Origin of the sequence: Rhizobium brockwellii, from assembly GCF_000769405.2 — a bacterium.
Classification (GTDB): Bacteria; Pseudomonadota; Alphaproteobacteria; order Rhizobiales; family Rhizobiaceae; genus Rhizobium; species Rhizobium brockwellii.
Genome location: NZ_CP053439.1, coordinates 4755614 through 4781373 on the forward strand (window position 1 = coordinate 4755614; position 25760 = coordinate 4781373).

The 25760-nt window shown below is 61.7% G+C and carries 26 protein-coding genes and 1 pseudogene; 10 read left to right on the forward strand and 17 right to left on the reverse strand.

Annotated features, from left to right (window positions below):
• Positions 1 to 38 precede the first annotated feature (38 nt).
• Genes RLCC275e_RS23195 through RLCC275e_RS23205 form a run of 3 tightly spaced genes read right to left on the reverse strand, consistent with a single transcriptional unit; the run spans position 39 to position 2113 of the window.
• Complete coding sequence (locus RLCC275e_RS23195; protein ID WP_033181755.1) at positions 39 to 773, reverse strand: SDR family oxidoreductase; 735 nt, start codon at positions 771 to 773, stop codon at positions 39 to 41.
• 58 nt (positions 774 to 831) lie between these two features.
• Positions 832 to 1683 (reverse strand): oxidoreductase, encoded by an 852-nt coding sequence (locus tag RLCC275e_RS23200; RefSeq protein ID WP_171816921.1) that lies wholly within the window; start codon positions 1681 to 1683, stop codon positions 832 to 834.
• 58 nt (positions 1684 to 1741) lie between these two features.
• The gene (locus RLCC275e_RS23205) at positions 1742 to 2113 is read right to left on the reverse strand and encodes an Atu4866 domain-containing protein (RefSeq protein WP_082229750.1); all 372 of its coding nucleotides are present in this window, start codon (positions 2111 to 2113) and stop codon (positions 1742 to 1744) included.
• Between the two features lie 128 nt (positions 2114 to 2241).
• Here RLCC275e_RS23205 and RLCC275e_RS23210 point away from each other — a divergent pair, with 128 nt between their 5' ends.
• The 3 genes from RLCC275e_RS23210 (at position 2242) to RLCC275e_RS23220 (ending at position 4776) form a co-directional block, all read left to right on the forward strand.
• Positions 2242 to 3138: a LysR family transcriptional regulator gene (locus tag RLCC275e_RS23210; protein WP_033181182.1), complete on the forward strand. Its 897-nt coding sequence runs from the start codon at positions 2242 to 2244 to the stop codon at positions 3136 to 3138.
• Positions 3139 to 3337: 199 nt separating this feature from the next.
• A complete protein-coding gene (locus RLCC275e_RS23215) occupies positions 3338 to 4192 on the forward strand; it encodes a helix-turn-helix domain-containing protein (protein ID WP_033181183.1) in 855 nt (284 codons plus the stop codon).
• Between the two features lie 38 nt (positions 4193 to 4230).
• Entirely contained in the window at positions 4231 to 4776 is a 546-nt protein-coding gene (locus tag RLCC275e_RS23220; RefSeq protein WP_033181184.1) for a YbhB/YbcL family Raf kinase inhibitor-like protein, read from the forward strand.
• Positions 4777 to 4882: 106 nt separating this feature from the next.
• Here the strand turns inward: RLCC275e_RS23220 and RLCC275e_RS23225 are convergent, their stop codons facing one another.
• The gene (locus RLCC275e_RS23225) at positions 4883 to 5374 is read right to left on the reverse strand and encodes a GNAT family N-acetyltransferase (protein ID WP_033181185.1); all 492 of its coding nucleotides are present in this window, start codon (positions 5372 to 5374) and stop codon (positions 4883 to 4885) included.
• Positions 5375 to 5662: 288 nt separating this feature from the next.
• Here RLCC275e_RS23225 and RLCC275e_RS23230 point away from each other — a divergent pair, with 288 nt between their 5' ends.
• The gene (locus tag RLCC275e_RS23230; protein ID WP_033181186.1) at positions 5663 to 6544 is read left to right on the forward strand and encodes an AraC family transcriptional regulator; all 882 of its coding nucleotides are present in this window, start codon (positions 5663 to 5665) and stop codon (positions 6542 to 6544) included.
• Between the two features lie 205 nt (positions 6545 to 6749).
• Positions 6750 to 7280, forward strand: a complete 531-nt coding sequence (locus tag RLCC275e_RS23235) for a dihydrofolate reductase family protein (RefSeq protein ID WP_033181187.1) — start codon at positions 6750 to 6752, stop codon at positions 7278 to 7280.
• Positions 7281 to 7359: 79 nt separating this feature from the next.
• On the opposite strand, the pseudogene RLCC275e_RS23240 reads toward RLCC275e_RS23235, so the two are convergent.
• Positions 7360 to 8257 (reverse strand): annotated as a pseudogene (locus RLCC275e_RS23240) (LysR family transcriptional regulator).
• Positions 8258 to 8439: 182 nt separating this feature from the next.
• Between RLCC275e_RS23240 and RLCC275e_RS23245 the strand changes: the two are divergent.
• From RLCC275e_RS23245 to RLCC275e_RS23260, 4 genes are read left to right on the forward strand one after another with little or no spacing between them, the layout of a single operon-like run.
• Positions 8440 to 8745, forward strand: coding sequence for an antibiotic biosynthesis monooxygenase (locus tag RLCC275e_RS23245; protein ID WP_050516811.1), 306 nt, complete (start codon positions 8440 to 8442; stop codon positions 8743 to 8745).
• A 53-nt stretch (positions 8746 to 8798) separates the two neighbouring features.
• On the forward strand, positions 8799 to 9113 hold the full coding sequence (locus RLCC275e_RS23250; protein WP_033181233.1) for an EthD family reductase: 315 nt from the start codon (positions 8799 to 8801) through the stop codon (positions 9111 to 9113).
• Between the two features lie 59 nt (positions 9114 to 9172).
• A complete protein-coding gene (locus RLCC275e_RS23255; protein WP_050516812.1) occupies positions 9173 to 10087 on the forward strand; it encodes an alpha/beta fold hydrolase in 915 nt (304 codons plus the stop codon).
• Positions 10074 to 10931, forward strand: a complete 858-nt coding sequence (locus tag RLCC275e_RS23260) for a sigma-70 family RNA polymerase sigma factor (RefSeq protein ID WP_033181234.1) — start codon at positions 10074 to 10076, stop codon at positions 10929 to 10931. Before RLCC275e_RS23255 ends, RLCC275e_RS23260 begins: the two co-directional genes overlap by 14 nt.
• A gap of 433 nt (positions 10932 to 11364) precedes the next feature.
• Here RLCC275e_RS23260 and guaA read toward each other — a convergent pair whose 3' ends face one another.
• The 3 genes from guaA to RLCC275e_RS23275 form a co-directional block, all read right to left on the reverse strand.
• A complete protein-coding gene (gene guaA, locus RLCC275e_RS23265; protein ID WP_033181235.1) occupies positions 11365 to 12927 on the reverse strand; it encodes a glutamine-hydrolyzing GMP synthase in 1563 nt (520 codons plus the stop codon).
• 92 nt (positions 12928 to 13019) lie between these two features.
• Positions 13020 to 13658 carry a 5'-methylthioadenosine/S-adenosylhomocysteine nucleosidase gene (locus tag RLCC275e_RS23270; protein WP_130670151.1) on the reverse strand — a complete coding sequence of 213 codons (639 nt, stop codon included), beginning with the start codon at positions 13656 to 13658 and terminating at the stop codon, positions 13020 to 13022.
• Positions 13655 to 14104 (reverse strand): PaaI family thioesterase, encoded by a 450-nt coding sequence (locus RLCC275e_RS23275; RefSeq protein ID WP_003544704.1) that lies wholly within the window; start codon positions 14102 to 14104, stop codon positions 13655 to 13657. The genes RLCC275e_RS23270 and RLCC275e_RS23275 overlap by 4 nt, the downstream gene beginning before the upstream one ends.
• 270 nt (positions 14105 to 14374) lie before the next feature.
• On the opposite strand from RLCC275e_RS23275, the gene RLCC275e_RS23280 reads away from it, so the two are divergent.
• Positions 14375 to 15451: a DUF2252 family protein gene (locus RLCC275e_RS23280; protein ID WP_033181236.1), complete on the forward strand. Its 1077-nt coding sequence runs from the start codon at positions 14375 to 14377 to the stop codon at positions 15449 to 15451.
• A gap of 16 nt (positions 15452 to 15467) precedes the next feature.
• Here the strand turns inward: RLCC275e_RS23280 and RLCC275e_RS23285 are convergent, their stop codons facing one another.
• The 9 genes from RLCC275e_RS23285 to RLCC275e_RS23325 form a co-directional block, all read right to left on the reverse strand.
• A complete protein-coding gene (locus RLCC275e_RS23285) occupies positions 15468 to 16547 on the reverse strand; it encodes a DUF1513 domain-containing protein (protein ID WP_033181237.1) in 1080 nt (359 codons plus the stop codon).
• A gap of 4 nt (positions 16548 to 16551) precedes the next feature.
• Positions 16552 to 17652, reverse strand: a complete 1101-nt coding sequence (locus tag RLCC275e_RS23290) for an imelysin family protein (RefSeq protein ID WP_033181238.1) — start codon at positions 17650 to 17652, stop codon at positions 16552 to 16554.
• Positions 17652 to 19190 carry a di-heme oxidoreductase family protein gene (locus tag RLCC275e_RS23295; RefSeq protein WP_033181239.1) on the reverse strand — a complete coding sequence of 513 codons (1539 nt, stop codon included), beginning with the start codon at positions 19188 to 19190 and terminating at the stop codon, positions 17652 to 17654. Before RLCC275e_RS23295 ends, RLCC275e_RS23290 begins: the two co-directional genes overlap by 1 nt.
• 47 nt (positions 19191 to 19237) lie before the next feature.
• Positions 19238 to 20512, reverse strand: coding sequence for an imelysin family protein (locus RLCC275e_RS23300; RefSeq protein ID WP_033181240.1), 1275 nt, complete (start codon positions 20510 to 20512; stop codon positions 19238 to 19240).
• Positions 20513 to 20694: 182 nt separating this feature from the next.
• Positions 20695 to 21984, reverse strand: coding sequence for an RsmB/NOP family class I SAM-dependent RNA methyltransferase (locus RLCC275e_RS23305; RefSeq protein WP_033181241.1), 1290 nt, complete (start codon positions 21982 to 21984; stop codon positions 20695 to 20697).
• A 144-nt stretch (positions 21985 to 22128) separates the two neighbouring features.
• Complete coding sequence (locus RLCC275e_RS23310) at positions 22129 to 22491, reverse strand: septal ring lytic transglycosylase RlpA family protein (protein ID WP_011650128.1); 363 nt, start codon at positions 22489 to 22491, stop codon at positions 22129 to 22131.
• Positions 22492 to 22897: 406 nt separating this feature from the next.
• Positions 22898 to 23770 carry an SDR family oxidoreductase gene (locus RLCC275e_RS23315; RefSeq protein ID WP_033181242.1) on the reverse strand — a complete coding sequence of 291 codons (873 nt, stop codon included), beginning with the start codon at positions 23768 to 23770 and terminating at the stop codon, positions 22898 to 22900.
• Positions 23770 to 24927, reverse strand: a complete 1158-nt coding sequence (queG, locus tag RLCC275e_RS23320; RefSeq protein ID WP_033181243.1) for a tRNA epoxyqueuosine(34) reductase QueG — start codon at positions 24925 to 24927, stop codon at positions 23770 to 23772. The genes RLCC275e_RS23315 and queG overlap by 1 nt, the downstream gene beginning before the upstream one ends.
• A 12-nt stretch (positions 24928 to 24939) precedes the next feature.
• Positions 24940 to 25632, reverse strand: a complete 693-nt coding sequence (locus tag RLCC275e_RS23325; RefSeq protein ID WP_003544722.1) for a glutathione S-transferase family protein — start codon at positions 25630 to 25632, stop codon at positions 24940 to 24942.
• Positions 25633 to 25760: the final 128 nt, after the last annotated feature.

The following is a 25760-nucleotide window of genomic DNA, read 5'->3' on the forward strand; positions in this document are numbered from 1 at the left end:
ACTTTTGCTGGAATTGCTTTGGCGGCAATCTCAGCCGCTCAATGCGGGCTGGCTGTCGGCCGGATGATGATCTCGCTGACATCGACATCATCAGGCTGGCTGACGGCGTAGAGGATCGAATTGGCAATCGCCTCGGGGCTGATCGTGATCGCCCTGAAAGCCTTCATGGCATCGCGCGCCGTCGGATCGGTGATCGTGTCGGCCAGTTCCGATGTCGTCGTGCCGGGAGATATGACAGTCACGCGGATCCGATCGGTCTCCTGCCGCAATCCGTCCGAGATCGCCCGCACCGCAAATTTCGTCGCGCAATAGACGGCCGCCGTCGGCGAGACGCTGTGGCCGCCGATCGAAGACAGGTTGATGATCTGCCCTGATCCCTGCGCCTTCATGATCGGAAGCGCTGCTGCGATGCCGTAGAGAACGCCCTTGATATTGACGTCGACCATCCGGTCCCATTCGTCGACCTTGAGGGCGTCGAGCGGCGAGAGCGGCATGACGCCGGCATTGTTGACGATGACATCCAACCGGCCAAATTCGGAGCGGGCAAAGCCTGCAAAGGCCTCCACCTGGGAACGGTCGGTGACATCAAGCTGTCGCAGGCGCACCGTCCCGCCCGTTGCGGCGATTTCGCCGGCGAGTTCCTCCAGGCGCTCGGTGCGGCGGGCACCGATCACGACATGGGCGCCTGCGGCAGCCAGCACCTTTGCCGCCGCCTCTCCGATGCCGCTGCTGGCCCCGGTGATGGCAATGACTTTTCCTTTGATATCAGACATCTCAAGCTCCATTTGCACGCCGCTCGCCTGGCGATGCGGCTGAGGGTTTTCTTGGCGGTTAGCTTGGGAAGTCGGCGCTGAGCGTCGTCTCCGCCCAGGCGTCGAAGTTTGCGCGCAACGCATCGAGCCGTTCGCGGGCGATCTTCAAGGCGGGTGTGCCGAGCAGCAGGCGTAGCGGCGGTTCATCCGCCTCGAACGCCGATATGATCGCGGTTGCCGCGCGCGCGGGATCGCCCGGCTGGTTGCCGGAGACCGAGCGGGTGGCCTGGCGGCGCTTGCCTGACGTTTCGGCATAGTCTTCGATGATCGTGCGGGATTCGACCATCGACCGGCCGGCCCAATCCGTGCGGAAGGCGCCGGGTTCGAGGATCGTCACATCTATGCCAAGCGGCCTGACCTCATGGGAAAGCGATTCCGATAGGGCTTCGACCGCGAACTTGGTGGCATGGTAATAGCCGGTTGCAGCAAAAGCGACGAGCCCGCCGAGCGACGAGACGTTGAAGATATGCCCTTGCCGGCGTCGGCGCATGCCCGGCAGAACCTGCTTTGTGATGGCGATCAGTCCGAAGACATTGGTCTCGAACTGGGCGCGTATCTCGGCATCATCGCCCTCTTCGATCGCCGAGAGGTAGCCGTAGCCGGCATTGTTGACGAGGACGTCGATCGCACCGAAATGCGTTTCGGCGTCACGGACTGCGCCGACGATGGAGTTGCTGTCCGTCACATCGAGTGCAAGGGCAAGCGCGCGGTCCCCGTGTTGTGCCTTGATATCTGCCAGTGTCTCGGGTCTGCGCGCCGTCATGGCGGCGCGCCAGCCACGGGCCAGCACGGCTTCGGCGAGTGCCCTGCCGAGGCCGGATGATGCGCCGGTGATGAACCAGATGGGTGTTGGGGAAGACATGATCGTCATCCTTTCCGGCCGGCAAACGCGGCCTTCTCCTGTGTGGTGTTGCCTTTCAGGCGGCACATCATTTGCGCCGAAGCACCATGCCGCCATGATGGAGGGTATCGCCGTCGACGAAATCGCCGTCGGCCGTGAAGCCCGTGTCATCCGAATATTCGATGTGGCTTCCGCTGACTTCGTAACGTCCTCGATAGGCGCTTTCGCGGTTGCCGCGGGCTTCGTCGTAACGGCCATTCGGCAGAAGTTCGTGGCGGACGCGGCCATCATCCGTCATCCACATGCCGATATAGGGATGTTGCTGCATTCTGTTCTCGCTTGTTTGTTGCTGCTGATCTCGGCGGTTCACGCCATCGGTGGCGGACGAACTGGTCGCCGCGCCAGCCAGGGTGACCGCCGTGAAAAGCTGAAGGACCGGGCTTCTGAAAATCTTTCGCATTGCCTTGCCTTTCGAAGAAGATCTGCCGATGAGTGCGTCTTGGCGTTGATCTCGACTTGAAAGATAGCGTGCCGATCCGCGGCGATTAAGTTGCCAATCCAGGATGCCTTGGTTAGAAATACTAACCAATGGTCGATGATCTCGAAGGCATTTCAGTTTTTCTCGCGGTGGCCGAAGCGCGGAACTTCCGGCTTGCCGGCGAGCGGCTTGGCGTCACCCGCTCCGCCGTCAGCCAGGCCCTGCAGCGCCTCGAGGATCGGGTCGGCGTTGCCCTGGTCCAGCGCACGACGCGCAGCGTCAGCCTGACCGAAGCCGGTGAAGTGTTCTTCGACGCGGTTCGTCCATCGGTCCGGCAGGTCAAGGATGCAATGCAGACTGTGCGAGAAATGCAGGCGCGCCCGAGCGGTCTGCTGCGGATCACCGTTTCCTCGATCGCCGAGAACTTCCTCTCCGGCACCTTGCTGGCCGGTTTCATGGAAGCCTGCCCTGAAATCAAACTCGATATCACCATCACCGATGACGAATTCGATATCGTCGAAGCCGGCTTCGACGCGGGCGTTCGGCTCGGCGAAGTAATCGAAAAGGACATGATCGCAATTTCAGTCTCCGAAGAGCAGCGACAATGCGCCGCCGCATCCCCCGGCTATCTCGAGCGCCGCGGCCATCCCCGCCACCCCGGCGAGTTGCAGAACCACGCCTGCATCGGATGGCGACCACGCCCGGATACGGCGCCCTATCGCTGGGAATTCACCGAAAACGATCGCGACTTCGACGTCTCCGTCGATCCCACCATTACGACCAACGACATGGGAATGATGATCCGCATGGCCTGCGCCGGGGCCGGGATCACCTTCGGTATGGTGGAGACCTTCCAGCCCTATATCGAACGCGGCGAACTCGTGCCGCTGCTGGAGGACTTCTGTCCACCCTTCCCGGGTTTCTATCTCTACTACCCCAGGCGCCAGCGGCAGCCGCTGAAGCTGCGCGCCTTGGTCGATTATGTGCGCAGATTTGACGGGCGGTAATGCGGTCTGGGCTCACGCTGCCGCTGGTAAGTCTCGACGGCGATTTCAGGCCAGTCGCACGGGCTCAAATCCTGCGGCTTGGGCTGAATGTTGCCGCTGGCATCCGGCTTTGATATTCCCGATGAAAGAGGCCAGCGAGGCGGCGCGCGCTCTATAGAGGCCACCGCTCGCCGCGCTTCCATCCTTTTGCGGAGAACTTATGCTCGACGACGTCTTTCCCGTTCCGGCCAGGGCTTTGATCCGTCAGGGTGGGCGGGCTTGTTTTTATCGTCTCGTCAATACGAGCCCCTTGTTGATACAGGTGCAATCGGGAACGAAGATCGTCATGGCCGATGACAAGGCTTTGCGCCTCGAAGCCGGCGCCTATGGCTTGCTGCCAGACTACAGACCGCTGACGATGGAGAACATTCCCAAGGCGCCGCAGAAGTACCAGACCCTGGCGCTTCCTGTTCCGCGACAGCTGTTCGAGGAAGCCTATATCAGGATGGGATCGATCGCCGTTCCATCAAGGCCTGTCCCGGCAGGCACCTCGGACCTGCCGGAGGAAGCCGCGGCATTGTTTGACTATTGCTGTCAGCCCGGCAATTTGACGAGGCTTCCCGGCGCGATTGCCAAGGCGCGTTTGATCGAACTCATCACCTGGTTTGCACTCGGCGGAGCGGTGTTGGGCCAAAGCCAAAGTCCTCGGCTCGAGGACCGGCTGCGGGAGATAGTCGAAAGCGATACGGCCTTCGATTGGACGCTGGGCCATGCGGCGCGCTCGTTCAACATGAGCGAAGCGACGCTGAGGCGTAAGCTGGCCGCCGAAAATACCGGCTTTACTGAGATCCTGAGCGATACAAGGATGAACCGCGCCTTGGGGCTCATCCAGACGACAACCCTGCCGATGGCGCAGATTGCGCTTGAGGTCGGTTACGACTCCCCTTCTCAATTCGCGGCGCGGTTCAAGGAGCGGTTCGGCGTCAATCCGCGCCATGTGCGTGGCGGCTCCAAGCGTTTTGAGCGGATCGGGGCAGAAGTTGAGCATAGCGGGGCAGATGCGCTTGCGCGGTAACGATAGTTTTCCTGCATTATCAACCGCAGGAAAACAGCATGCGTTTCATCACAGCAGTACTTCTCGCCGCGTCCGTCTTCGGCGCCACGGCCGCACAGGCCGAAATGAAGCTCACCTCGAAGGATTTGATCGCCGGCAAGTCGATGGCCGATGCGCAGGTCTTCAACAGCTTCGGCTGCGCCGGCAAGAACATCTCGCCGGAACTGACCTGGTCGGGCGCGCCTGAGGCGACCAAGAGCTTCGCCATTATGACTTACGATCCGGATGCTCCCACAGGCTCGGGCTGGTGGCATTGGTCGGTGTTCAACATTCCCGCAAATGCCTCGGAGATTGCCACCGGCGCCAGCGGGGACAAAAAGCTTCCGGGAGGCGCCGTCGAAGGTCACACGGATTTCGGTATGTCCGGATATGGCGGCGCGTGCCCCCCAGCCGGCGATCAGCCGCACCACTACCAGTTCACCGTCTACGCGCTCTCGGTGGACAAGCTCCCGCTTCCCGAGACCGCGCCGGCCGCCATGGTTGGCTTCTATGTCAGGGCAAACACGCTCGACAAGGCATCCGTCGAGGTCACCTACGGCCGCTGAGGCCGGCTTCGGATCGCGGTTGTCATTCCCTTCGTGACAACGGTCGGCCGAGGCAACTGAACCTCGGCCGGCCTCTTCCTGTGAGGGCTACTCCAGCCGGTAAAACCTAAACGGTTGCGGCTTCCCAGCAGATCAATGGACCATCTTCGGCATCGATACGCTCGCCGATACGGACAAATCCATTGCGTTCAAGGACACGCTGTGAAGCTACGTTCTCAAACCCGGTTTCTGCAGAGATCAAAGCCACGCGAGGGTCGTCCCGCGCCCACTCGAGCAACTGCCCTATGGCCCGCGTGGTGCATCCACGGCTTTGGCGGGTGGGCGCAACCCCATAGCCGATATGGATCTTTCCGTCCTGGGGAACCTTGATGACAGAGCAAAGGCCGACGATCTCGTCATCCTCCACGATCATCCAGGCCGACGGCAAAAATTCCACGCCGATATCAGCCGCGAGGCGGCTCAACATCGCCAATATCTCAGGAGGCGCAATGGCGCTGTCTTGGACAAGGCGCAGCTGACCAGGTGCGACGCCCTTCAGCAGTGCTTCAAAATCATGAGACATTAGTTCGATAATCATCGTTTTCTCGACATTAGACATGCGCCAGCATTGGCGCGCGAAAGGCCGAGCGATAGAGCGAGGATCAGCTCTCGGTCACGATGCCGAGCGCCTTCATCCCTACCGCCGCAGCCGGTGAGTTCTGGATCGTTACGACGGCAAACAAAGGCGTTCTCCTCTAAGACGGAAATGCGAATAACAGTGCCGGGCGAGGATCGCAAGATGCTCCGATCGGGCGGCACGCCGGCTGATCCATACCAAACCGCAAGATCGGTCGAGCGCTGCGTTGCCGAAGGAATCTAGTTTGAGCTGCCACGGAGACCAAGACGAATGACCGCAGCGCTTCGGAACTATCATGAGCGGATGCAGCGAGTGCTGGATTATGTCGACCAGTACCTCGATGACGATCTCGATCTTGACCTTCTGAGCGGCGTCGCGGCCTTCTCGAAGTTTCATTTCCACCGGCAGTTCACGGCGACCTTCGGATTGTCCGTGCATCGCTATATCCAGCTTGCCCGCATGAAGCGCGCTTCATACCGGCTGGCTTACCGGGACGAAGAACGCGTCACCGATATAGCGATGGATGCCGGCTACGATGCACCGGATGCCTTCGCCCGCGCCTTTCGGCAACGGTTCGGACAATCGCCTTCGTCGTTTCGGAAGTCTCCCGACTGGGAGCCGTGGCTTGCCGCCTTCGGGCCTCTCGACAATGCAAGGAGCAAGCTCATGCAGAAGACTTTTACCACTGACGACGTGATAATTCGCAATGTGCCCACCACGCCGGTGGCGATCATGGAGCATCGGGGCGATCCGGCGTCGCTCGGCGCCACCATCCAGCGGTTCATCGCCTGGCGCAAGGCCGCTGGCCTGCACCCCAGGACAAGTCCGACCTTCAACGTCTGGCGTTCCGAGCGGCGTCCTCAGTCGCCTGCCGATTATAGCGTCGATCTTTGTGTCGGGACCGACCAACCGATCGGGGCGAACGGCGAAGAGATCAAGGCCGGCGAGATCCCTGGCGGACGCTGCGCGGTGCTGCGCGTCGTCGGCAACACCGACAATCTGGAGCCCGCCGCGCTCTACCTTTATCGCGAATGGCTTCCGGCCAGCGGCGAGGAAGCACGCAACTTCCCAATCTATTGCCAACGGCTGAGCTTCTTCCCGGAAGTGGCGGAGCATGAGGCGGTGGCGGAGTTGTTTCTGCCGCTGAAATAGCGCCCTGTGATGACGGCTTGTCCATTCTGATCGCTGGAAGCGGACAGGCCGTTGTCCACCCAGGCCGGCCGGTTGGCGACCATCAGGTCGCGGATTTATGCGCACTCAAAACCAATTGCAATAACAAATCAGTTGAGCCAATTTGCAACTGATTGCATAATGCAATCAGGCCTGCGCGGATGCCGTTTGAGGAAAGGAAGTGAAGATGGCTAAGCTTGTGTTCGGAATGAACCAGTCCCTGGACGGCTACGTCGATCATACGGCGTTTGGGCCAAGCCCCACGCTCTTCCGCCACTTCATCGAGGAGGCTCAGCGGCAGACGGGCAGCGTGTATGGTCGCCAGATGTATGAGGTCATGCGTTACTGGGACGACGAACATCCTGAATGGGACGCAGAGCGACAGGCCTTCGCGGCGGCGTGGCGGAGCCAGCCGAAATGGGTCGTCTCGCGCTCGTTGAAGTCGGTCGGTCCCAACGCCAGGCTTGTTGGGGAAGATCTTGAGGCCGCGATCCGCAAGCTGAAGGCGGAACGCGACGGGGAGATCGAAGTTGCCGGCCCCAATTTGGCGCAAAGCCTCACCGAACTTGGCCTGATCGACGAGTATCGAATCTACCTGCACCCCGTCGTGATCGGTCACGGCAAGCCATATTTCGCCGGACCTCGGCCGCCGCTCCGCCTGATGGCTCATGACCGGATTGGCGAGGATGTGATCAGGTTGATCTACGTTCCGGCTTGATCTCGCGACGCGCCGGATGAAAATCCCAGCGCGGCTTCCGGCCGGATGACGGCAAGCGTCGCCGGCGACCTGCCGGGCGTCAGTCGCGCGATATGGACAGCCCCGTGAGAAGCGGAGCGTAGGCGGCGAGCCTGCCGGATACGAACTCCGTGAAGAGCCGGACGCGCTTCGTCTTGCGTGTCTCCCCCTGTGTGAGAAGCCAGAGCGTTCCGTACATGTGCAGGTCGGTGCCCGGCACCCTCACCAGGTGGGGATCGGCATCTCCGACGAAGCACGGCAGCGTGGTGATCCCGAGCCCTTGCCGTACAGCAACGATCTGCGCCTCGCCGTCCGTGGTCCTGAACGGAACCCCCGTGGTGCGAACCTCGCCGTCGCGCACCCAGTCCGGGATGCCATGCATGCTTATGACGATCCACCGGATGGGATCCGGCGCGCCCGCACGCCACGCTGCCAGCAGATCGCGGGACATGTAGATACCGCCGAATATATCCGATCCCTTCAGGCCGTGAAGATTGAGCGGCAGGGTCTTGCGGTCATAGACGACGCGGATCGCCACATCGGCCTCTCGGTTGGTCAGATTCGCCAGCTCGCCGGACGACACGATTTCCATCTCGATATCAGGATGCAGACGCGCGAAATCGGCGAAGTCCGGCATCAGCAGGTGTGTCGCAAGGGTCGGTGCCAACGTCACCCGCAAAAGACCGCGCACGCTCTGGTCGCGGCCGAAGACGCGCGTCTCCAGCTGGTGCGACGAGGCTTCCATCTGCTCCGCGAGCTGGAGGACCTCCTCGCCCGCAGCCGTCAAGCGGTAGCCCGAAGGCAGCTTTTCGAACATCTGCGCCCCGAGGCCGTTCCTCGAGCTGGGCGATGCGTCGCAGCACCGTCGCGTGGTTCACCCCGAGGCGCTTGGCGGCAGCCCGCAATGAGCCTCCGCGCGCGGCGGCAAGAAAGTAGCGAACGTCGTCCCAGTCGATCATGGTGCATTCCCGCACCGAACGGTGCACGACCGCCAAGGGAGTCGGGCAGTCGCACTTGGCGTCGCAGACAGTCGGCAAACCGCACTCTACCGAGATGACCTCTCCAAAATTTTTCCAACGCCGCGATCCGTTTCCACCCGCCGTTTCGTCCTTGGTGTGTAAGTAACAGAAGAGGACCTACCATGTCCGACGAACCCGTCGTTCTGATCAATCTGCTGAAGGTCGAACCGACGAAACAGGAGGCGCTGATCGCTCTCTTGAAACAGAACACCGACACCGTGGTCAGCACGCTTGCCGGCTGGAAGTCGACCCGGCTGATCGCCGCCAGGGACGGCACCAACATCGTCATATACTCCGAGTGGGAGACTCCCGACGCTGTCGTGACGATGCGCGATGACCCGCGCATGAAAGCCTTTTTCCCGAAGATCCTCGCGCTGGCGAGTGTCGACTCGTTCCTGGGCGCAGCAGTGTTGAGCAAGAGTCGGTGAAGACCAACGCGAGAATAAGCCTTCGTCACGAAATTCGCAAAAGGAGAAGCGCAATGGCTAAAATGGTCGTTGTTTACAAGAAGCCCGTTGACGTGAAAGCGTTCGAAAAGCACTATTTCGAGACGCACATACCTCTAGCTAAGAAGATTCCGGGTCTCAGAAAATACGAGATCAGCAACGGACCGATCACGGTGATAGCCGGACCGCCTGATGTTCACCTGATTGGGACGGTCTATTTTGACGATATTAACGCGATGAAAAAGGGGTTTGCAAGCTCGGAGGGGCAAGCGGCTGGGGCGGATCGCCGACTTTATGCACCTGATGACTCGGGCGTTCAAATGTTCGTTTTCGACACCAGGGAAGTTTGAACCGATCTATTGCGGCCGCGGGTCGCGAAGAGCGTAAATCGAACGAAAAAGGATCGTCGATGTCGATGTCCAAAGCAGCTTTTGTCCTTGTTCATGGCGGTTGGCACAACCATTCGGCGTGGAACAAGGTTACACCAATACTTGAAGCCCAGGGCTTCGCGGCGTTGACCCTCGACCTTCCCGGCGCCGGGGTAAATGCTATAGCGCCAACATCGCTCGGTCGTCGTCCGTTCGACCCCGCTGCGTTCGCCGCCGAGCAATCGCCTATCGCCGGCCTCACGCAGCGGGAACGGACGCAAGCGGTAGTCGCGTTGATAAAAGAAGCTGCATCATTCAGCGACGGCAAGGTCATCCTGGTCGGGCACTCAGCCGGCGGGATGACGATTTCGGGGGTCGCCGAGCAGGTTCCGAACCTGATTCTCGCGGTCGTATATATTGCGGGGTTCATGGCGCCGAACGGCATGCCGCTGCTGGCGATGCTCCAGCATGAAACCATGTCTTCGGCTCTGTCGCCTCGGCTGTTCGTGGGCGACCCCGCCTCCATCGGTGCGACAAGGATCAATGCTGGGTCGACCGACGAAGCCTATAGATCGCTGCTCAAAGCTTCGTTTTATGGCGACGTGTCGGAGTCCGAATTCGAGCATGCGGCGTCGCAACTTCATTGCGACGAATCGAACGCTGGCGCACTGGCCCCATCGGAAATTACCCCTGAAAGATTTGGCACGGTGCCGCGCCATTACATCCGCTGCACACGGGATTGCGCGGTTCCGTTGCCCGGCCAGGATCACATGATTGCGATGGTTGACGGTGCCATCGGCGGCAAGACAATTACCCACACATTGGAAAGCAGCCACTCGCCATTCCTGTCACAACCGGCCAACCTGTCGAGGATTCTTATCGACATTGCTGTCCAATCCTTGGCGGAACAGAGCGCGGACGCGCCGCAGGTGGTCTCGATACATGAACACGGATGAATTCGAGGCTCGTCTCAGCGCGCTGCGGCCACGCCTTCATCGCTACTGCGCGCGGATGACGGGATCGGCGGTCGATGGCGAGGACGTATTGCAAGATACCCTCGTCAAGGCCCTTCACGCGCGAGCCGAGGGCGCCGGGGTGGACAATCTCGAGGGCTGGCTGTTTCGCATCGCCCACAATACGAGCCTCGACTTCCTGCGTCGAGGGACCCGGAATACCGTCGTTCCGCTCACCGAAGACGTGGAAGCGGCGCCGATGCCCGAGGCGGACATCGTTGCGGTCGGCTTCCAGACGTTTCTGCAACTGCCTGAACTTCAGCGCTGCGCGGTGATCCTAAAGGATGTGCTCGGCCATTCGGTCGAGGAGATCGCGAGCATAGCCGCGTGTACGCCGGCAGCCGCCAAATCGGCGCTTCAACGCGGCCGCGTGGCGCTGCGGCGACTCGCGCAGATGCCCACGGACACCCGGCTGCCTCTGATGCCCGATGCGGCCCGCCAGAAGATGGCTACCTTTGTCGATCTGTTCCGCACAGGAGATTTCGATGCGATCCGCGCCATGCTCGCCAACGACGTGAAACTCGAACTGGTGAACCGGCTCAAATGGGAAGGGCGCGACAAGATCGCCCCCTATTTCACGCGCTATGCCGAAGAAACGAAATGGCGGTTCGCCTTCGGCGCCGTCGAGGGCCGCCCAGCCATGCTGGTCTTCGAAAGCGGTAGACCGATGGAGAAACCCGCGCATTTCGTGCTGGTCGATTGGCGGAATGACCGGATCGTGGCGATCCGCGATTTTCTGTTCGCTCCCTATGCACTCGAATTCGTGGACTGGGCTCGATTGGACTAACCGACTGGACATGCACCATCGTCCACCGAGCGCAACGCCCGCAAGTGGCTTGCCTCATTTGGCTCTCCAAGAACATCTCAGGCGCCCAGATATCGAACACGAGCACGGGGACCGCCAGTCGCGACCCTCGCTCTTGACGAGGTGCGGTCCGATGCCCCCCGCCTGAACGGACAGCAGCTTTCGGGATCAACGCGATTGCGCGGATGCGAGCGGATGTGGGTGGAAGCAGACCCGCCCATGTGCACACTGCTCTATGCCACAGCTCTCTCACTCCCTGAAGCTGCATTACATCGTCCGAGCATTGGACGCAGATCGGGTTTGCGAATTTCGACAGGATATCAATGGCGCTCAGCGCGAGTGAGGAATAGACGTTTGGCGGCAGCACGGCAGCGCACATCGCCGCCTAAACTACGCTATTGCCGCCGACTGCCCCCTACTCCCACTCGATTGTGCCCGGCGGCTTGCTCGTCACATCATAAACGACGCGGTTGATGCCGCGCACCTCGTTGATGATGCGGGTCGCGGCGCGGCCGAGGAATTCCATGTCGTAGTGGTAGAAGTCCGCCGTCATGCCGTCGACGGAGGTGACGGCACGCAGCGCGCAGACGAATTCGTAGGTGCGGCCGTCGCCCATGACGCCGACGGTCTGGACTGGAAGCAGCACGGCGAAGGCCTGCCAGATGGCGTCGTAGAGACCCGCCTTGCGGATTTCGTCGAGATAGATCGCATCGGCTTCGCGGAGGATCTCCAGCTTTTCGCGGGTGATGCCGCCGGGGCAGCGGATGGCAAGGCCGGGGCCGGGGAAGGGGTGGCGGCCGATGAAGCTGTCGGGCAGGCCGAGTTCGCGGCCGAGCGCGCGCACCTCGTCCTTGAAGAGCTCGCGCAAGGGTTCCACGAGCTGCATCTTCATGCGCTCCGGCAGACCACCGACATTGTGGTGCGATTTGATCGTCACCGACGGGCCGCCGGTGAAGGAAACGCTTTCGATCACGTCGGGATAGAGCGTGCCCTGGCCGAGGAAGTCGGCGCCGCCGAGCTTCTTTGCCTCTTCCTCAAAGGTCTCGATGAACAGCCTGCCGATGATCTTGCGCTTGGTTTCCGGGTCGCTGACGCCTTCGAGCTCACCGATGAAACGATCGGCGGCATCGACGTGCAGCAGGTGCAGATTGTAGTGCTCGCGGAACATGGCGACGACGCCGGCCGCCTCGTCCTTGCGCATCAAGCCGTGGTCGACGAGGATGCAGGTCAGCTGGTCGCCGACGGCCTCGTGGATCAACAGGGCTGCGACGGAGCTGTCGACGCCGCCCGAAAGCGCGCAGATGACACGCTTGTCGCCCACCTGCGCGCGGATCTGCTCGACCGCCTTCTGCCGGTAGGCCGACATCGACCAGTCGCCCTTGATGCCGGCAATGTTGTGAATGAAATTACCGATCAGCTTGGCGCCATCAGGCGTATGCACGACCTCGGGATGGAACTGCACGCCGTAATATTTCCGCTTCTCGTCGGCGATGAAGGCGTAGGGCGCGTTGGAGGAGGTGGCGACCACCTCGAAACCATCCGGCAGCGCGGTGACGCGGTCGCCATGGCTCATCCAGACCTGATGGCGCGAGCCGGAGGACCAGAGGCCCTCGAACAGCTGGCAGTCCCTGTCGACCTCGAGGAAGGCGCGGCCGAATTCGCGGTGATGACCGCTTTCGACCTTGCCGCCGAGCTGCATGCACATCGTCTGCTGGCCGTAGCAGATGCCGAAGACCGGCAGGCCGCTGTCGAAGATGATCTGGGGCGCTCGCGGCGACCCCTCGTCCACCGTGGAAGCCGGGCTGCCGGACAGGATCACGGCCTTCGGCTGCAGGCGTTTGAAAGCCTCTTCGGCCGATTGGAAGGGAACGATCTCGCAATAGACGCCGGCCTCGCGCACGCGCCGTGCGATGAGCTGGGTCACCTGGCTGCCGAAATCGACGATGAGAACGGAGTCGGGATGTGCTGTCTGGGTCATGGCGAGGCTTTAATGAAAAGCGCTTCGCCTTGCAATCCGGGAAATCGGCGGCATCGGGTTTTTATTGTTCCAATTGTCCCGCATTCGGCGGCTCAGAACCAGAAAACCCCATCCTCCAGCGCCGTGAACAGGCTGTCGACGCCATAGGAGAGCTTGCGGTCGACGATGTGCAGATATTCGGTCCAGCCCGAAATATGCTGCAGCTCGACGGCGCCGTCTGAAATGCCGCGAAGGCCGATCAACGGCAGCTTGTAGCCCTGGCAGGCGCGCAGCACCGCATAGGTCTCCATGTCGACCATGTCGGCGTCGATATTGGTATAGGCGGCGCCCGAGATGATGTTGCCGCCGGTGGAAAGACTTGCTTCGGCAATGCCGGGAATGCGCAGCGGCAGTTCGAGCGTTGCCGGCAGGTCGAGAAAGGGTGTCTTGCCCTTTTCGAAGCCGAGCGGCGAGGCGTCCATGTCGCGGTAGGAAACCGAGGTCACCTGATAGATTTCGGTCTGCTCCAGTTTCGCGGAGCCGGCCGAGCCGAGGGACACGACGAGATCGGGCAGCTCGTCGACGGCATCCAGCCGCGCCAATGTCTTGCTCAGCGCTATGGCGGCCTCGACCGGGCCGACGCCGGTCATCAGAGGTTCGATGCGCGAGCGCAGGAAGGGACCATATTCGGCCTCCGCCGCCATGACGAAAAGGATGGATTTCCCCGCGACCGATTTCAGTTCGAACTTCATCCCGTAATGCCCTCTCTACCGCGGATCACCATCATCGTCCCGGTCATGGAGGCGATGAGTTTCGCCGGTCCGTCGCTGATCGCGTAGCCTCGTCCGTCGGCGACGATAATGGTGGAGCCGGGTTTGGTGATTTCCCCGCGAAACAGGAAGCGATCGCCGCGCCCCGGCGACATGAGATTGACCTTGAACTCGATCGTCAGGATCGAGGCTTCCGGGTCGATGACGCTATAGGCGGCAAAGCCACAGGCCGAATCGAGCGCTGCGGAAATGATGCCCGCATGCAGGATGCCGTGCTGCTGTGTCAGTTTGACGTCGAAGGGCAACTCGATCTCGACGACGCCGTGCTCGACACGCGTCAGCTCCGCGCCGATCGTTTCCATCGCCGCCTGCCGCGCAAAATTGCGGCGGATTCGCGCGCGGAAATCGCCCCTGTCAGTCTCGCTCATGTCTGCCCCTCTTGCAGCCGCGAAATTGGCATGGCGCGCCGCATTCGACAAGCTGGACATTGCTGAAATCGGTCCGGGCGGCGATGGAAACCGGGGACCGTGTCGCCGGGGCAACCTTTCACCTTTGCGTCGCCGTGCAAGCCGGCCCAGCTGGCCGGTACCGCTGGCCAAATACCGCTGGATCGTGGCGATCCGATGCGAAGACGATTGCAGCTTCGCGCGGCACGCGTATTCTCCGCACGGGTCGTGAAATGATGGAGTGCCGGCGGCATGACGACGATATCGCAATCGGTGCGGAATTTCGAGACCTGGCTGGCCGGTGAACTCGGCGACGATCTCGTCAAGGACGATCTCCGGGAGAAGCACGAGAAGATGCGAAGCGGCGATTTCGTCTTCCTGCGCGCCACCTATTGGCGCTGGTGCGAGATCATCCTCGATATCTGCCCCGAACTGACAGTCGCCCCTGAGGTGCTGGCGATCGGCGACACGCATCTGGAGAATTTCGGCACCTGGCGCGATGTCGAGGGCCGGCTCGTCTGGGGTATCAATGATTTCGACGACGCGGCGGTGATGCCCTATGCGTTGGATCTCGTTCGTATTGCGGCAAGCGCCGTCCTGGCGCGCGGCGACGACGGTCCCTCGGTTCGCATGATCGGCGAATTGATCTTGAGCGGCTATCGCAGGGGCCTCGAAAATCCATTGCCCGTCATCCTCGAGCGCGACCACAAATGGCTGCGCAAGGCGCTGCTGCTGCCGAATTCCGAACGGCGGGAATTCTGGGAGAAATACGAAATGTTGCTTCCCGGCAGCAAGCCGCCACCACTAGCCTATGTCAAGGCGCTCGCCGACGCGTTGCCGTCCGGGGCAGGATCCTTCGTGCCGAAGCCACGCAGCGGCGGCACCGGCAGCCTCGGCCGGCCGCGTTTCGTCGCCTATGCCGAATGGCAGGGTGGGCCGGTGCTACGCGAGGCGAAGGCGCTGCTGCCGTCCGCCTGGTCGCTTCGCCACAACCCGCAGGACGTGGCGATCCATGCCGAAGAGATCGCCAATGGGCGGGCGCGCTCAGCCGATCCGCACTACCGGGTCTCCGGCCGCATCCTCGTGCGCCGGCTCTCGCCGAACAGCTGCAAGATCGAAATCGACCGGAATCCGGAGATCCTGCTTTCGCCGACGATGCTGGAACTGATGGGCTTCGAGATCGCCAATTGCCATTCCGACGATGCGGCGGCGGTTGCGGCGATCCTGAAGGACTTGGCGGTGCGGGGAAACGACTGGCTGCACGAGGCGGCAAGGGCCGCGGCATCGAGCGTCAGCGCTGAGCAGAAAGCCTATTCCCGCGCCGGCTAAGACTCTGCTTCCGTGATTAGATCCGCACGATGTGCTGATCCCAGGCGACCTCACTGCGGGTCGACAGGAAATCGCCATCGTAGGAGGAAACGGCAAAGCCGCTTCTTGCCGGGGCGATGCCCGCCGCATCGGGAACGACGGTCTCGGCCAGTACCTTGCCGGTCCTTGCGTCGATGGTCACCGAGGCGCCGCCCTTCGGCGAGGTGATGCCGACGAGACCTTCGCTGCGATTGACGGCGATCGCCCCGACGTAATTGGCGAGCCGGCGCGTCGTCTCCTCCGGCAGGTCGATGAAGGAAAGATCTTCGCCTTTGGCGAAATGGCCGACAAGCGGCGGCAAATCCTTGCGGTGGCCTTCATACTGGCAGGCGAACCAAATGCGGCCCGCGCCGTCGAGATCGACGTGGCGGGTGGAGAGTTCTGCCCATTCCGCCGGCAGCACATGTTTTTCGACCAGCGCCCCGGTCGCCGCATCGATCAGCGCCAGCGACGGCTGCATCTCGCCAAGATTGAGCTTGGTGCGGCCGAAATCCGGATGCGTCTCGATGCCGCCATTGGCGACGATGAGCAGGCGCCCGTCATCGGACACCGTCATGTCGTGCGGACCGATGCCGTAGGTCTCGAATTCGCCGATGCGGGTGAAGCGGTCGGTGGCGTCGTAGAGGCCGATCATGCCGCGATTGCCGTCGAAGTCGTTCTCGCTGGCGTAGAGCAAACGACCGTCAGGAGAGAAGGCGCCGTGGCCGTAGAAATGCCGGTCCTCCCTGGAGCTGATGACGATCGGTTCGCTTTTGTTCCAGGGATCGAAGATCATTGCATAGGTGCCGGGCCGCCGTGCAAAGGCGACAGTCTTGCCGGTGGCAGCGCTGAAGGCCATGCCGTGGGCGCGGGCGGGAAGCGTTACCTGATCGACGATCTCGCCGCGCTCGGTCACGGTCGCGACGGCAAAGGAGCCGTCGGCTGCCCGAATGCCCGAGGCATAGACCGCATCGGTCCGCTCCACCGCCATCAGCGACCTTGGCGCCAAGGTTGCAAGGAAGCCAAGGCCGGCCGCCTTGACGAAGTTGCGTCGGTCGATCGCGGCACTTCGCATCATCGTCTCAGTCTCCGTCCGAAAAGGAAAAGCCGGCCGAAAGGCCGATCGCCGCGCCATATTCGTCGCTGATCCTGGTGATCAGGTCGCGGCTGTCGGCAAGCAGCGTATCGAGCTTGGCCTTCTCCGCATCGCTTGTGGCGACATCGATGTCGGGATTGAGCTTCGGCACGCTGTCGAGCAGCGATTTGAAGTCCTCGTCGATCGAGGCGGCAATCGGCTGCTTGTCCGCTGGCAGAAGCTCGGCCATGCCGGCCTTCTGCCAGAGCGTGCGCAGGCCCTCCAGATTGGCGGCCATCGATTTCCAGGTATTTTTGGAGCGCCAGTAGATCGCCATGCGCGGCCGTGGCGCGGTGTCTTTGCCCTTGTAGAACTGCTCCAGCCGCTGGTCGCGGACATTCTCCGCACCATGGACCAGAATGCCGAGCAGCGCCGTCACCGCTTCCTTGTTGTCCATGAAATCATTGCTCTGCGGGCCTGGGTGTTTCCAGCTCGCCTGCACGCCATCCGGCTTTTCCCAGGCGGCGACGACTTCGCCGGCCTCACGCTGGATATTACCGGCGACCGCCTCGCCGTAAAGGCAGCGGAAACTGCCCTTCTGCCCGACGAGATCGTCGGAGCCATTGCCATAAAGGACGTATTCCAGCGCCGTCAGGCCTTGCAACGCAACACTCTTGCCGGCGATCGCATCAACAGTCGCATCCTTCGGGTCGGCCTTGGCGATCAGCGCCTGCACCTGCTTGAGGCCAACGCCCTTGCGGTCGGGATAAAACAGGATGTGCTCGAAGAGATTGTCCTGAATAACAGGTCCGGTCTGGACGATCTCGATGATCGACCAATAGCGGATCGTATCGTCGAAGGTGGACTTCGCCTTGTCGAGGGTCTGCTGCGTGCCGTCGGCGCAAAGATCCTTCATCGCCGTCGTCAGCCGGGCGGCCGATTGCTGCATGTTGCGATAGCCGGGACGGATCACCTCGTCGACGGCGCGCTGCATGACGGCGGGAACGGCATCCTCGTTCAACCCTGCCGGGGGAGTGGCCGTCTGGGCGGCCGCTGATGTCGCGAGGCCGATCAGAGTGAGGCAGAGCAGGGGGTGCCAAAGGCGCATCAAAGTGACTCCAGGAATGTAATCAGGGCCGCCCTGTCGTCTTTCGGCAGGGAGGAGAAAGCGTTGCGGGCCTTTTCAGCTTCGCCGCCATGCCAGAGGATCGCTTCGGTGAGATCACGCGCACGGCCGTCATGCAGGAAAAAGCTGTGTCCGCTGACAGTTCGGGTCAGTCCTATACCCCATAGCGGCGGCGTGCGCCATTCACGTCCGCTTGCAAGACCAACCTGCTGCCCGTCGGCGAGCCCGTCGCCCATGTCGTGCAGAAGAAAGTCGGAATAGGGCCAGATCAGCTGGAAGGACTGCGCCTTGTCCGGCGTATCCCTCCGGGTGACGAATTTCGGCACATGGCAGGAAATGCAGCGGCTTTCGTAGAAGATCCGCTTGCCCTGCAGGGTCTCGGCGAAGCTCGCCTTGCGCCGTGCGGGAACGGCGAGATTTTCGGAATAGAAGGTGACGAGGTCGAGAATGGGACCCGGCGCTTCTTCTGCGCCCAGGCGTTTCTGCACCCCGGTCGGCATAGCAAGGCATTTCTCTTCCGCCTTGGTGCAATCGCCCTGTGCGTCCGGGTGATCGGGCGTCGAGATGCCGATATCGTTGGCAAAGGCGTCGGCACTCTGGTCGCGCACCGTGGCGTTCTGTGCCTTCCAGCCGAATCGTCCAAGCGCGATATTGCCGCTGCGATGGTCGCGCACGATTGCCGCCTTGCCGGAGATGCCGTCGCCGTCGGCATCATCAGGATCGGCGTGGGCCAGGATATCGGCCTCGGGAATGGCCTCGATCAGTCCGAGGCCGATCATCGCCGAGGCGACACGCGGCGAAATCGTCGTCGCGGGGTCGAGTGGTCCATAGCCAAGGTTCGTCACCGCATAACTCGGCCGGCGCAGCGATACTGTCTCGCCGTCGCCGAGCGTCACCCTCTCTTCGTGGTAGCTGATCGCCATCTTTCCTTCGGCAGCAAGGCCGGGAACGGCGAGGTCCTGCAGCTGATGGCCGTAGACCGGATCGGGAAAATTGACGACATCGGCCCTCGCGACCGCCGTTTCTTCCTCCGGCGTCGTGGCGGCGCGGGAAAGCCGCAGGAACATCGAGGTGGCGCTTGGCCCCCCTTCCGGCGGTTTGCCGCGGCCGTCATTGACATGGCAGCTCATGCAGGAGCGGGCGTTGAACAGCGGCCCGAGACCATCGGAAGCCTGCGTCGAGGAAGGAGCGGACACCCAGAGCTTGCGGAAGAGCGCGTTGCCGAGCTTGAAATTCTGCTCTTCCTCGAAGGGGATGTTGGCCGAAATATGCGAGAAGCTGTCCTCGGTGACAGGGTCGATCGAGGTCGTAGCCCCTGCCTGCATGGCTTCGTATTGTTCGGCCTTGGAAAAATCCGCTGTCGGCCTCGTTACATCGGCGACACGTTTCAGATCGGCCTCGGAGAGGTCGGTGCGTTTCCGCGGCAGATCGAAACCGGCGGCGATGCTGACGGAAAAACCGGCAATCGTGGCGCAGAGCGCTGCGCTGGCGAGAAATCGGCGGGCCGGGGCATGCGACATTTCAGGGTCCGGGCCGCTCCGGCTTTCGAAGCGGCCCGCCTTTTTGCTTATTTGAAGACGGCGTTAGGATTATCCAAGCTGTCGGAACCTTCAAGCTGAACCGTGCCGAGATCGAGTGCGGCAATAACGCGCTGCACCGATTTCGTTTGGTCGATCAGCCCATCGATGGCGGCCTGAACGACGGCGTTGCCTTCCTTGTTGCCTTCGCCGATCATCTGATCGTACTTTTCGACGGTCTCGCCGCGCGTTGCCATGGCATTCATCGCATCGAGCGTCTTGTTGAGCTTGCCTTCCACTTCGGCATCGAGCGCCTTGTCCTTGGCGGCCACGAGATCATGCAGCGACGGGCCGCTGAGCTTGGTGCCGTCGACGCGGGTATAGTTGCCGGTATAGGCGGCGGCGATGCCGATCGCGTCGTTGAGATGCGAGTTGTAGGTATTGTCCGAGAAGCAATCATGCTCTTCTTCCGGATCGTGCAGCAACAGGCCGAGCTTCATGCGCTCGCCGGCGAGCTCGCCGTAGGAAAGCGAACCCATGCCCGTCAGGATCGCGACGAGGCCGGCCTTCGGATCGGCTTCGACGTTCTTCGTCGCAGCGCCGTCCGGCGTCCAGTTGTCGGTCATTTCCTGCAGGTCGGAAACCAGCAGGAAGGAGGCGGACTTCAGATATTCGGCGCGGCGGTCGCAATTGCCGTGCGTGCAGTTCTTGAGGTCGTAATCGGTTGCCGGACGATCGCCGGCGCCGGGACCCGTGCCGTTCAGATCCTGACCCCAGAGCAGGAATTCGATGGCGTGATAGCCGGTCGCGACATTGGCTTCGATGCCGCCGGCCTCAGCCAGCGTGCCGGAGAGGAATTCCGGCGTCAGCTTGGAGGCGTCGACATCCTTGCCGTCGATCTTGATCGTCTTGTTGGCGATGACATTTGCCACATAGAGAGAATTTTCGTCGCTCTCGGTGCCGTAGGAAGCATCGACATAGTCGATCAGGCCTTCATCGAGCGGCCACGCATTGACCTTGCCTTCCCAGTCGTCGACGATCGGATTGCCGAAGCGATAGACTTCCGTCTGCTGGTAGGGGACGCGCGCCTTGATCCAGGCCTCCCTGGCGGCCTTGAGCGTCGCGTCGGTCGGCGCCTTCAGGAAGGCGTCGATCGCGGCGTCGAGCGCCTTGGCCGTCGTCAGCGAGTCTTCGTATTTTGCATGCGCCACGTCGGCATAGTGTTTCACCACGCTAGCAGCATCGGTCGCGGCATGCGCAGGAAGGGCGAGCAGGGCGGCGGGGGCAATCGCCAGCACGGCTGCGCGGAATGTGTTGAGCTTCATGATCCTCTCCTGTGACGGGATTTTCCGTCTAATCGGGCTCCGTCTCTTCGCGCAAAAGCAAACTGGTGTCAAACACTCTAGTTTGGAATGATTTTAAGAATGGACAGGCGTGGCTAACCGGTCATTTTTGAACGGCATTTGCTTGAAAAACCGGCAGTTGCGGAGGCCTCCGCTAAGTCGCGTCAGCCCTTCCGCTGCATGCGGCAGAAGAAGAAGCCGTCTGTATCGGTGGAGGCGGGGGTCAGAGTCACCGACAGGCCGTCGGAAGAGTGCGGACGCGGGGCGTGCTTTCCAAAGAGCTGATCCCAGGCAGGCAGGGCACTGACGATCTGAAAGCCGGGATTGTCAGCCGTGAAGCGGCGCGCCTGTTCCTCGTTCTCCTGGGGCAGGACCGAGCAGGTCACATAGATCAGATCGCCGCCTGGCTTGACGAAGCCGCTCGCCTGCGCCAGCGCGTCCTGCTGCTGGGCGGTGCGTTCGTCGAGGTTCTTCGCCGTCAGCCGCCATTTCGTATCGGGGCGCCGCCGCCATGTGCCGGTGCCGGTGCAGGGCGCGTCGACCAGCACCTTGTCGCAGCGTCCGGCAAGGCCGGAGAGCTGTCTGGCGTCGTCATGCACCTGGACATTGCGCGTGCCCGCCCGCTTCAGCCGCTCGATAATCGGCGCCAGCCGCTTGCGATCGGCGTCATAGGCGTGAACCTGTCCCTTATTCTGCATGGCCGCCGCCATGGCGAGCGTCTTGCCGCCGCCGCCGGCGCAATAGTCGAGAACCTGTTCGCCATCATGGGCGAGCACCAGGTCGGCGACGATCTGCGATCCCTCGTCCTGAACTTCGAACCAGCCTTTTTGGAACGAAAGCTCGGCTGTCACGTTGGGAAGACGCGAGGCGCCTTCGCCGGCGGCAATCCGGATACCGTGGCGGGCGATCTTCGCAGCATGCGCGTTGGCTCTTTCGAGCGCCTTGACGACCTTGTCGCGGGAGGCTTTGAGCAGGTTGGCGCGCAGATCGAGCGTCGGTCGGGCGGCAAGTGCCTGTGCCTCGGCAAGCCATCCGGCGCCGAAGGCCTGTTCGAAGGAGGGTTGGACCCATTCGGGAATATCGCCGCGGATATGCGGTGGCGCATCGTCGAGCGAGCGGGTTTGAAAGGCCGCAACAGCGTCGGCCGAAAGCGGTGCCGGCGCGAACTTGTCATCCGCCAGCTCAGTGGCAAGGCTGTCTGATGTGAAACCCCATTGGCGGAACATGACGGCATGGGCAATGGCAGCAGGACTGTCGTCATCCATCAGCCAGGCATGGGAAAGCCGCATGCGCAGTGCGTCATAGACGATGTTGCCGATCGCAGCACGATCGCCCGAGCCGGCGAAGCGGTGCGCAAGGCCCCAGTCCTTCAGCGCGTCGGCGACAGGCCGCTTGCGGGCATCGATGTCCGCGAGCACAGAAATCGCCCCTTCGAGGCGGCCGCCCAGACGCATTCACATGTCTCCTATTGCCGTGGCGTGTGAACGATCAGCGCAAACGCGAGTGTTACGCAGTCGTTTGTTCACAAGTCTCAACCGGGTGGTAACCGCGATTGACGGCAAGAGCAAGCGCCGCTTCCGGCGCAGTCAGTGATGGCCTCAGCTGACGACCTGGTAGCAGACCTTCGCAGTGCCGGAGCTTACCATGCCGATATTCTGCGCGGCGGCGCGCGACAGGTCGATCACGCGACCACGGATGAACGGACCACGATCGTTGATACGAACGACGACGGTGCGGCCATTGTTGCGGTTGGTGACCTTCACCTTGGTGCCGAAAGCAAGCGAACGATGTGCGGCAGTCAAGATGGCAGGGTTCATACGTTCCCCGGAAGCAGTTTTGGAGCGAAGTGCGTACCATGAAGCACCGCCACAACCATTGCCAGCAAAACCCTCCGCCGGAAGCATGGAAGAACAGGCTGCAATAGTTACAGCGGCGATAATAGAACGACGTATGTTCTTCAAAACAGAGTATCCCTCAACTATTGAACTCACGCCCTTGCAGGCGGCGGGGCTTAAATCTGTGAAAAAGTGGCGAAAAAGTGCCGCTGCTGTTCACGGAATATTACAATCGGTAACATTCGTGAGTGTGATGTCGGGATTCCAGGAATGTGCGCGACGCCGAAGCGTGGAAAAAACCTAATAAAATCAGTTAAAATCCGAACGAATTTTCCGAAGGGATAGTTAACGCCATGGCGTTCACGAAAATCGCGAAAATATTTTTCCGATTTCGCCATATTTACTGCCACATTTGGGCAAATTCAAAGGCCGTTAACCATAAGATATGGCGAAAATTGTCCGCCCAAAGCGGGAAAGTAGGAATTTCCTACTCATTTTGGGTGAGCGTATCCGTCGCAAACAGGACTGAGTTCTACTCCCCACGCCAGCGTCCATCCCGCCATAATTGCGCAAGCGACATGGGATAGTTCGGGAAGGAGAATTCGAAGCCGGCGGCCTTCAGTTTCGCGTTCGAAACCCGTTTGTTCTCGCCGTAGAAAGTGCGCGCCATCGGCGTCAGTTCGGCGGTCTCGAACGCCTGCTCCGGCGGCGGTTCGACGCCCATCAGGCGGGCTGCCTCGACGATCACATCCTGCGGCGGGCCGGGCCGGTCGTCGGTGACATTATAGATGCCGCCGAGGCTGTGCTCCGACAGAAAGCGTGTCGCAGCACCAATATCCTCGACGCGGATGCGGTTGAACACCTGGTCATTCTTGATCAGCCGTCGCGCCGTGCCCTTGTCCAGATTGCAGAAGGCGTTGCGGCCCGGCCCATAGATGCCGGAAAGGCGAAGCACCGCCGCCGGCGCGTCGCGCTCCCGGCCCATCGCCAGCCAACCCTCTTCCGCCTCGAGCCGCTCCGTCGATCGCCCGGAAACCGGCAGGCACGGCGTTTCCTCGCTCACCCAGGCGCCCTGGTGATCGCCATAGACGCCGACGGTGGAGAGATAACCGATCCACTCGAGCTTCGGCAGCAGGCATGCGCCGTCTTTATCAAGTAGCCGCAGCAGCGGGTCGGCTTTTCCAGGGGCAATCGACTGGACCAGATGGGTGACGCCTTCCAAAGCCTGGCGAAGCCCCTCTTCCAAGCTCTCGCCGTCGAAAAGGAATGCTTCAATGCCGTTCCGGCGGAGCGCTTCGACTTTGTCTGGCGAACGCGTGGTGCCGGAAACCCGCACGCCGTCGCCGGCAAAGGCCTTGGCGATTGCTGTGCCGGAATAACCGCAGCCAAAGATCATCACATGCATCAACCCACTCCCGCCAATCGCCATTCGTTCAGGACGTCGTCATCTCTCTCATTCGCCCTTTGTGCGGCAAAGGCCGCAAATTCGCCAGCCTCCATCAGCCGGGAAAGCGCCCAGACCGCCATGCCGCGCACCACGGGCGAGGGATCGACCGAAAGCGCGCGACATTGCCCGATGAGCGCCGTCTCGCCGGAATTGCCGGCGGCGATCAGCACATTGCGGACGAAGCGGTCGCGGCCGATCCGCTTCACCGGCGAGCCGCTGAAGAAGCCACGGAAGGCGACATCGTCGAGTGTCAGCAGAAAGGCGATCGACGGCTCCTTCAGATCTTCCCGCGCCTGCAGCTTCATCTCGGAGGCGGAGCTTGCGAACTTGTTCCAGGGACAGGCGGCAAGACAGTCGTCGCAGCCATAGATTCGATTGCCGATCAGCACGCGCAAATCGGCGTCGATCGGTCCCTTGTGCTCAATGGTGAGGTAGGAGATGCAGCGCCGCGCGTCGATCTGGTAAGGCGCCGGAAAGGCAGCCGTCGGACAGATGTCGAGACAGGCGCGGCAGGAGCCGCAATGATCGGTTTCTGGCGCGTCGACGGCAAGATCGGCGGTGGTGAACATCGTGCCGAGGAACAGCCAGGAGCCATGAACGCGGCTGACGAGATTGGTGTGTTTGCCTTGCCAGCCAAGCCCGGCTGCCTCTGCCAGTGGTTTCTCCATGACAGGCGCCGTATCGACGAAGACCTTCACATCGGCGCCTGCCCGCGCCGCAAAGCGCGTGGCGATTTCCTTCAGCCGGCCCTTGATGACGTCGTGATAGTCGCGGTTGCGGGCATAGACCGATATCGCTGCCTTGTCCGGCTTGTCGAGGATAGCGCGGGGATCTTCTTCCGGGGCGTAATTCAGGCCGAAGACGACGACGGAGCGCACCTCGCTCCAGAGTGTGCGGGGATCGCCGCGCCGGTCGCGCGTCTCCGCCATCCAGTCCATCGTCCCGTGGCGCCCGGCATCGATGAACTGGCCGAGACGCTCTTTGGCTTGCGGGATCGCGTCCGGGCGGGTGATGCGGCAGAGATCGAAGCCCTTGGCGGCAGATTCCGCCCGGACGAACTCGGTCAAATTGTCGCGGCGGCGGCGCTCTTTGTCGTCATTGTCAGGTTCGGGCATGAAGAGCCCTCGTCAGAAATCCAGATCGGCATAGTGTGAAACTGGCGTCAGGCCGCGCACGCGCTCGGTCAGCATCGGCCGGAAGGAGGGACGCGACTTCAGCCGCTGGTACCAGTCCTTGACGACGGGCGAATCCGCCCACTCGATCTCGCCGAGATAATCGAGGATCGAGATCGAGGCGGCGGCGGCAAGGTCGGCATAGCTCATCCGCTCGCCAGCCAGCCACTGACGCGAGCCGGCAAGCCAGGTGAGATAACGCATATGCTGGCGGATATTTGCGCGGGCCGTGCGTAAAACCTTCGAATCCGGCGCTCCGCCGCCCTGATCGGCGGTCATCTGCAACTTGTAGACACGCTCGCGGGCGAGCGGCTTGGTCACGTCGTTTTCCATCTTCTGCATGAACCATTCGGTCAGCCGGCGGATTTCCGCCCGCTGGAAAGGGTCTTCGGCGAGCAGCCGCCGGTCGCGCTTCAAGACGCCGTGCGTCTCGTCCAGATATTCGGAAATGACGCTCGCGCCACAGAGCGCGCGCATGCTGTCGTCGACATAGACCGGCAGCGTGCCGGCCGGATTGAGCGCCAGGAAATCCCGGCGCTTCTCCCATGTCTGCTCCTCGATCAGATCCGCCTGATAGCCGTATTCTGCCAAGATCAACCGGACGAAGCGAGATGCGGATGACATGGGATGATGATAAAGCGTGGGCATCGATACTCGGGCTTTGTGATTGCTGTTACAGGACTGTGTGGCAGCTCGATTATAGCGCCCTAGTCATGACTCGTTGGTTGAAGCTATAGGAGTTTGGCCCCGCCAATACAAGCGAATCGGATTTTTCA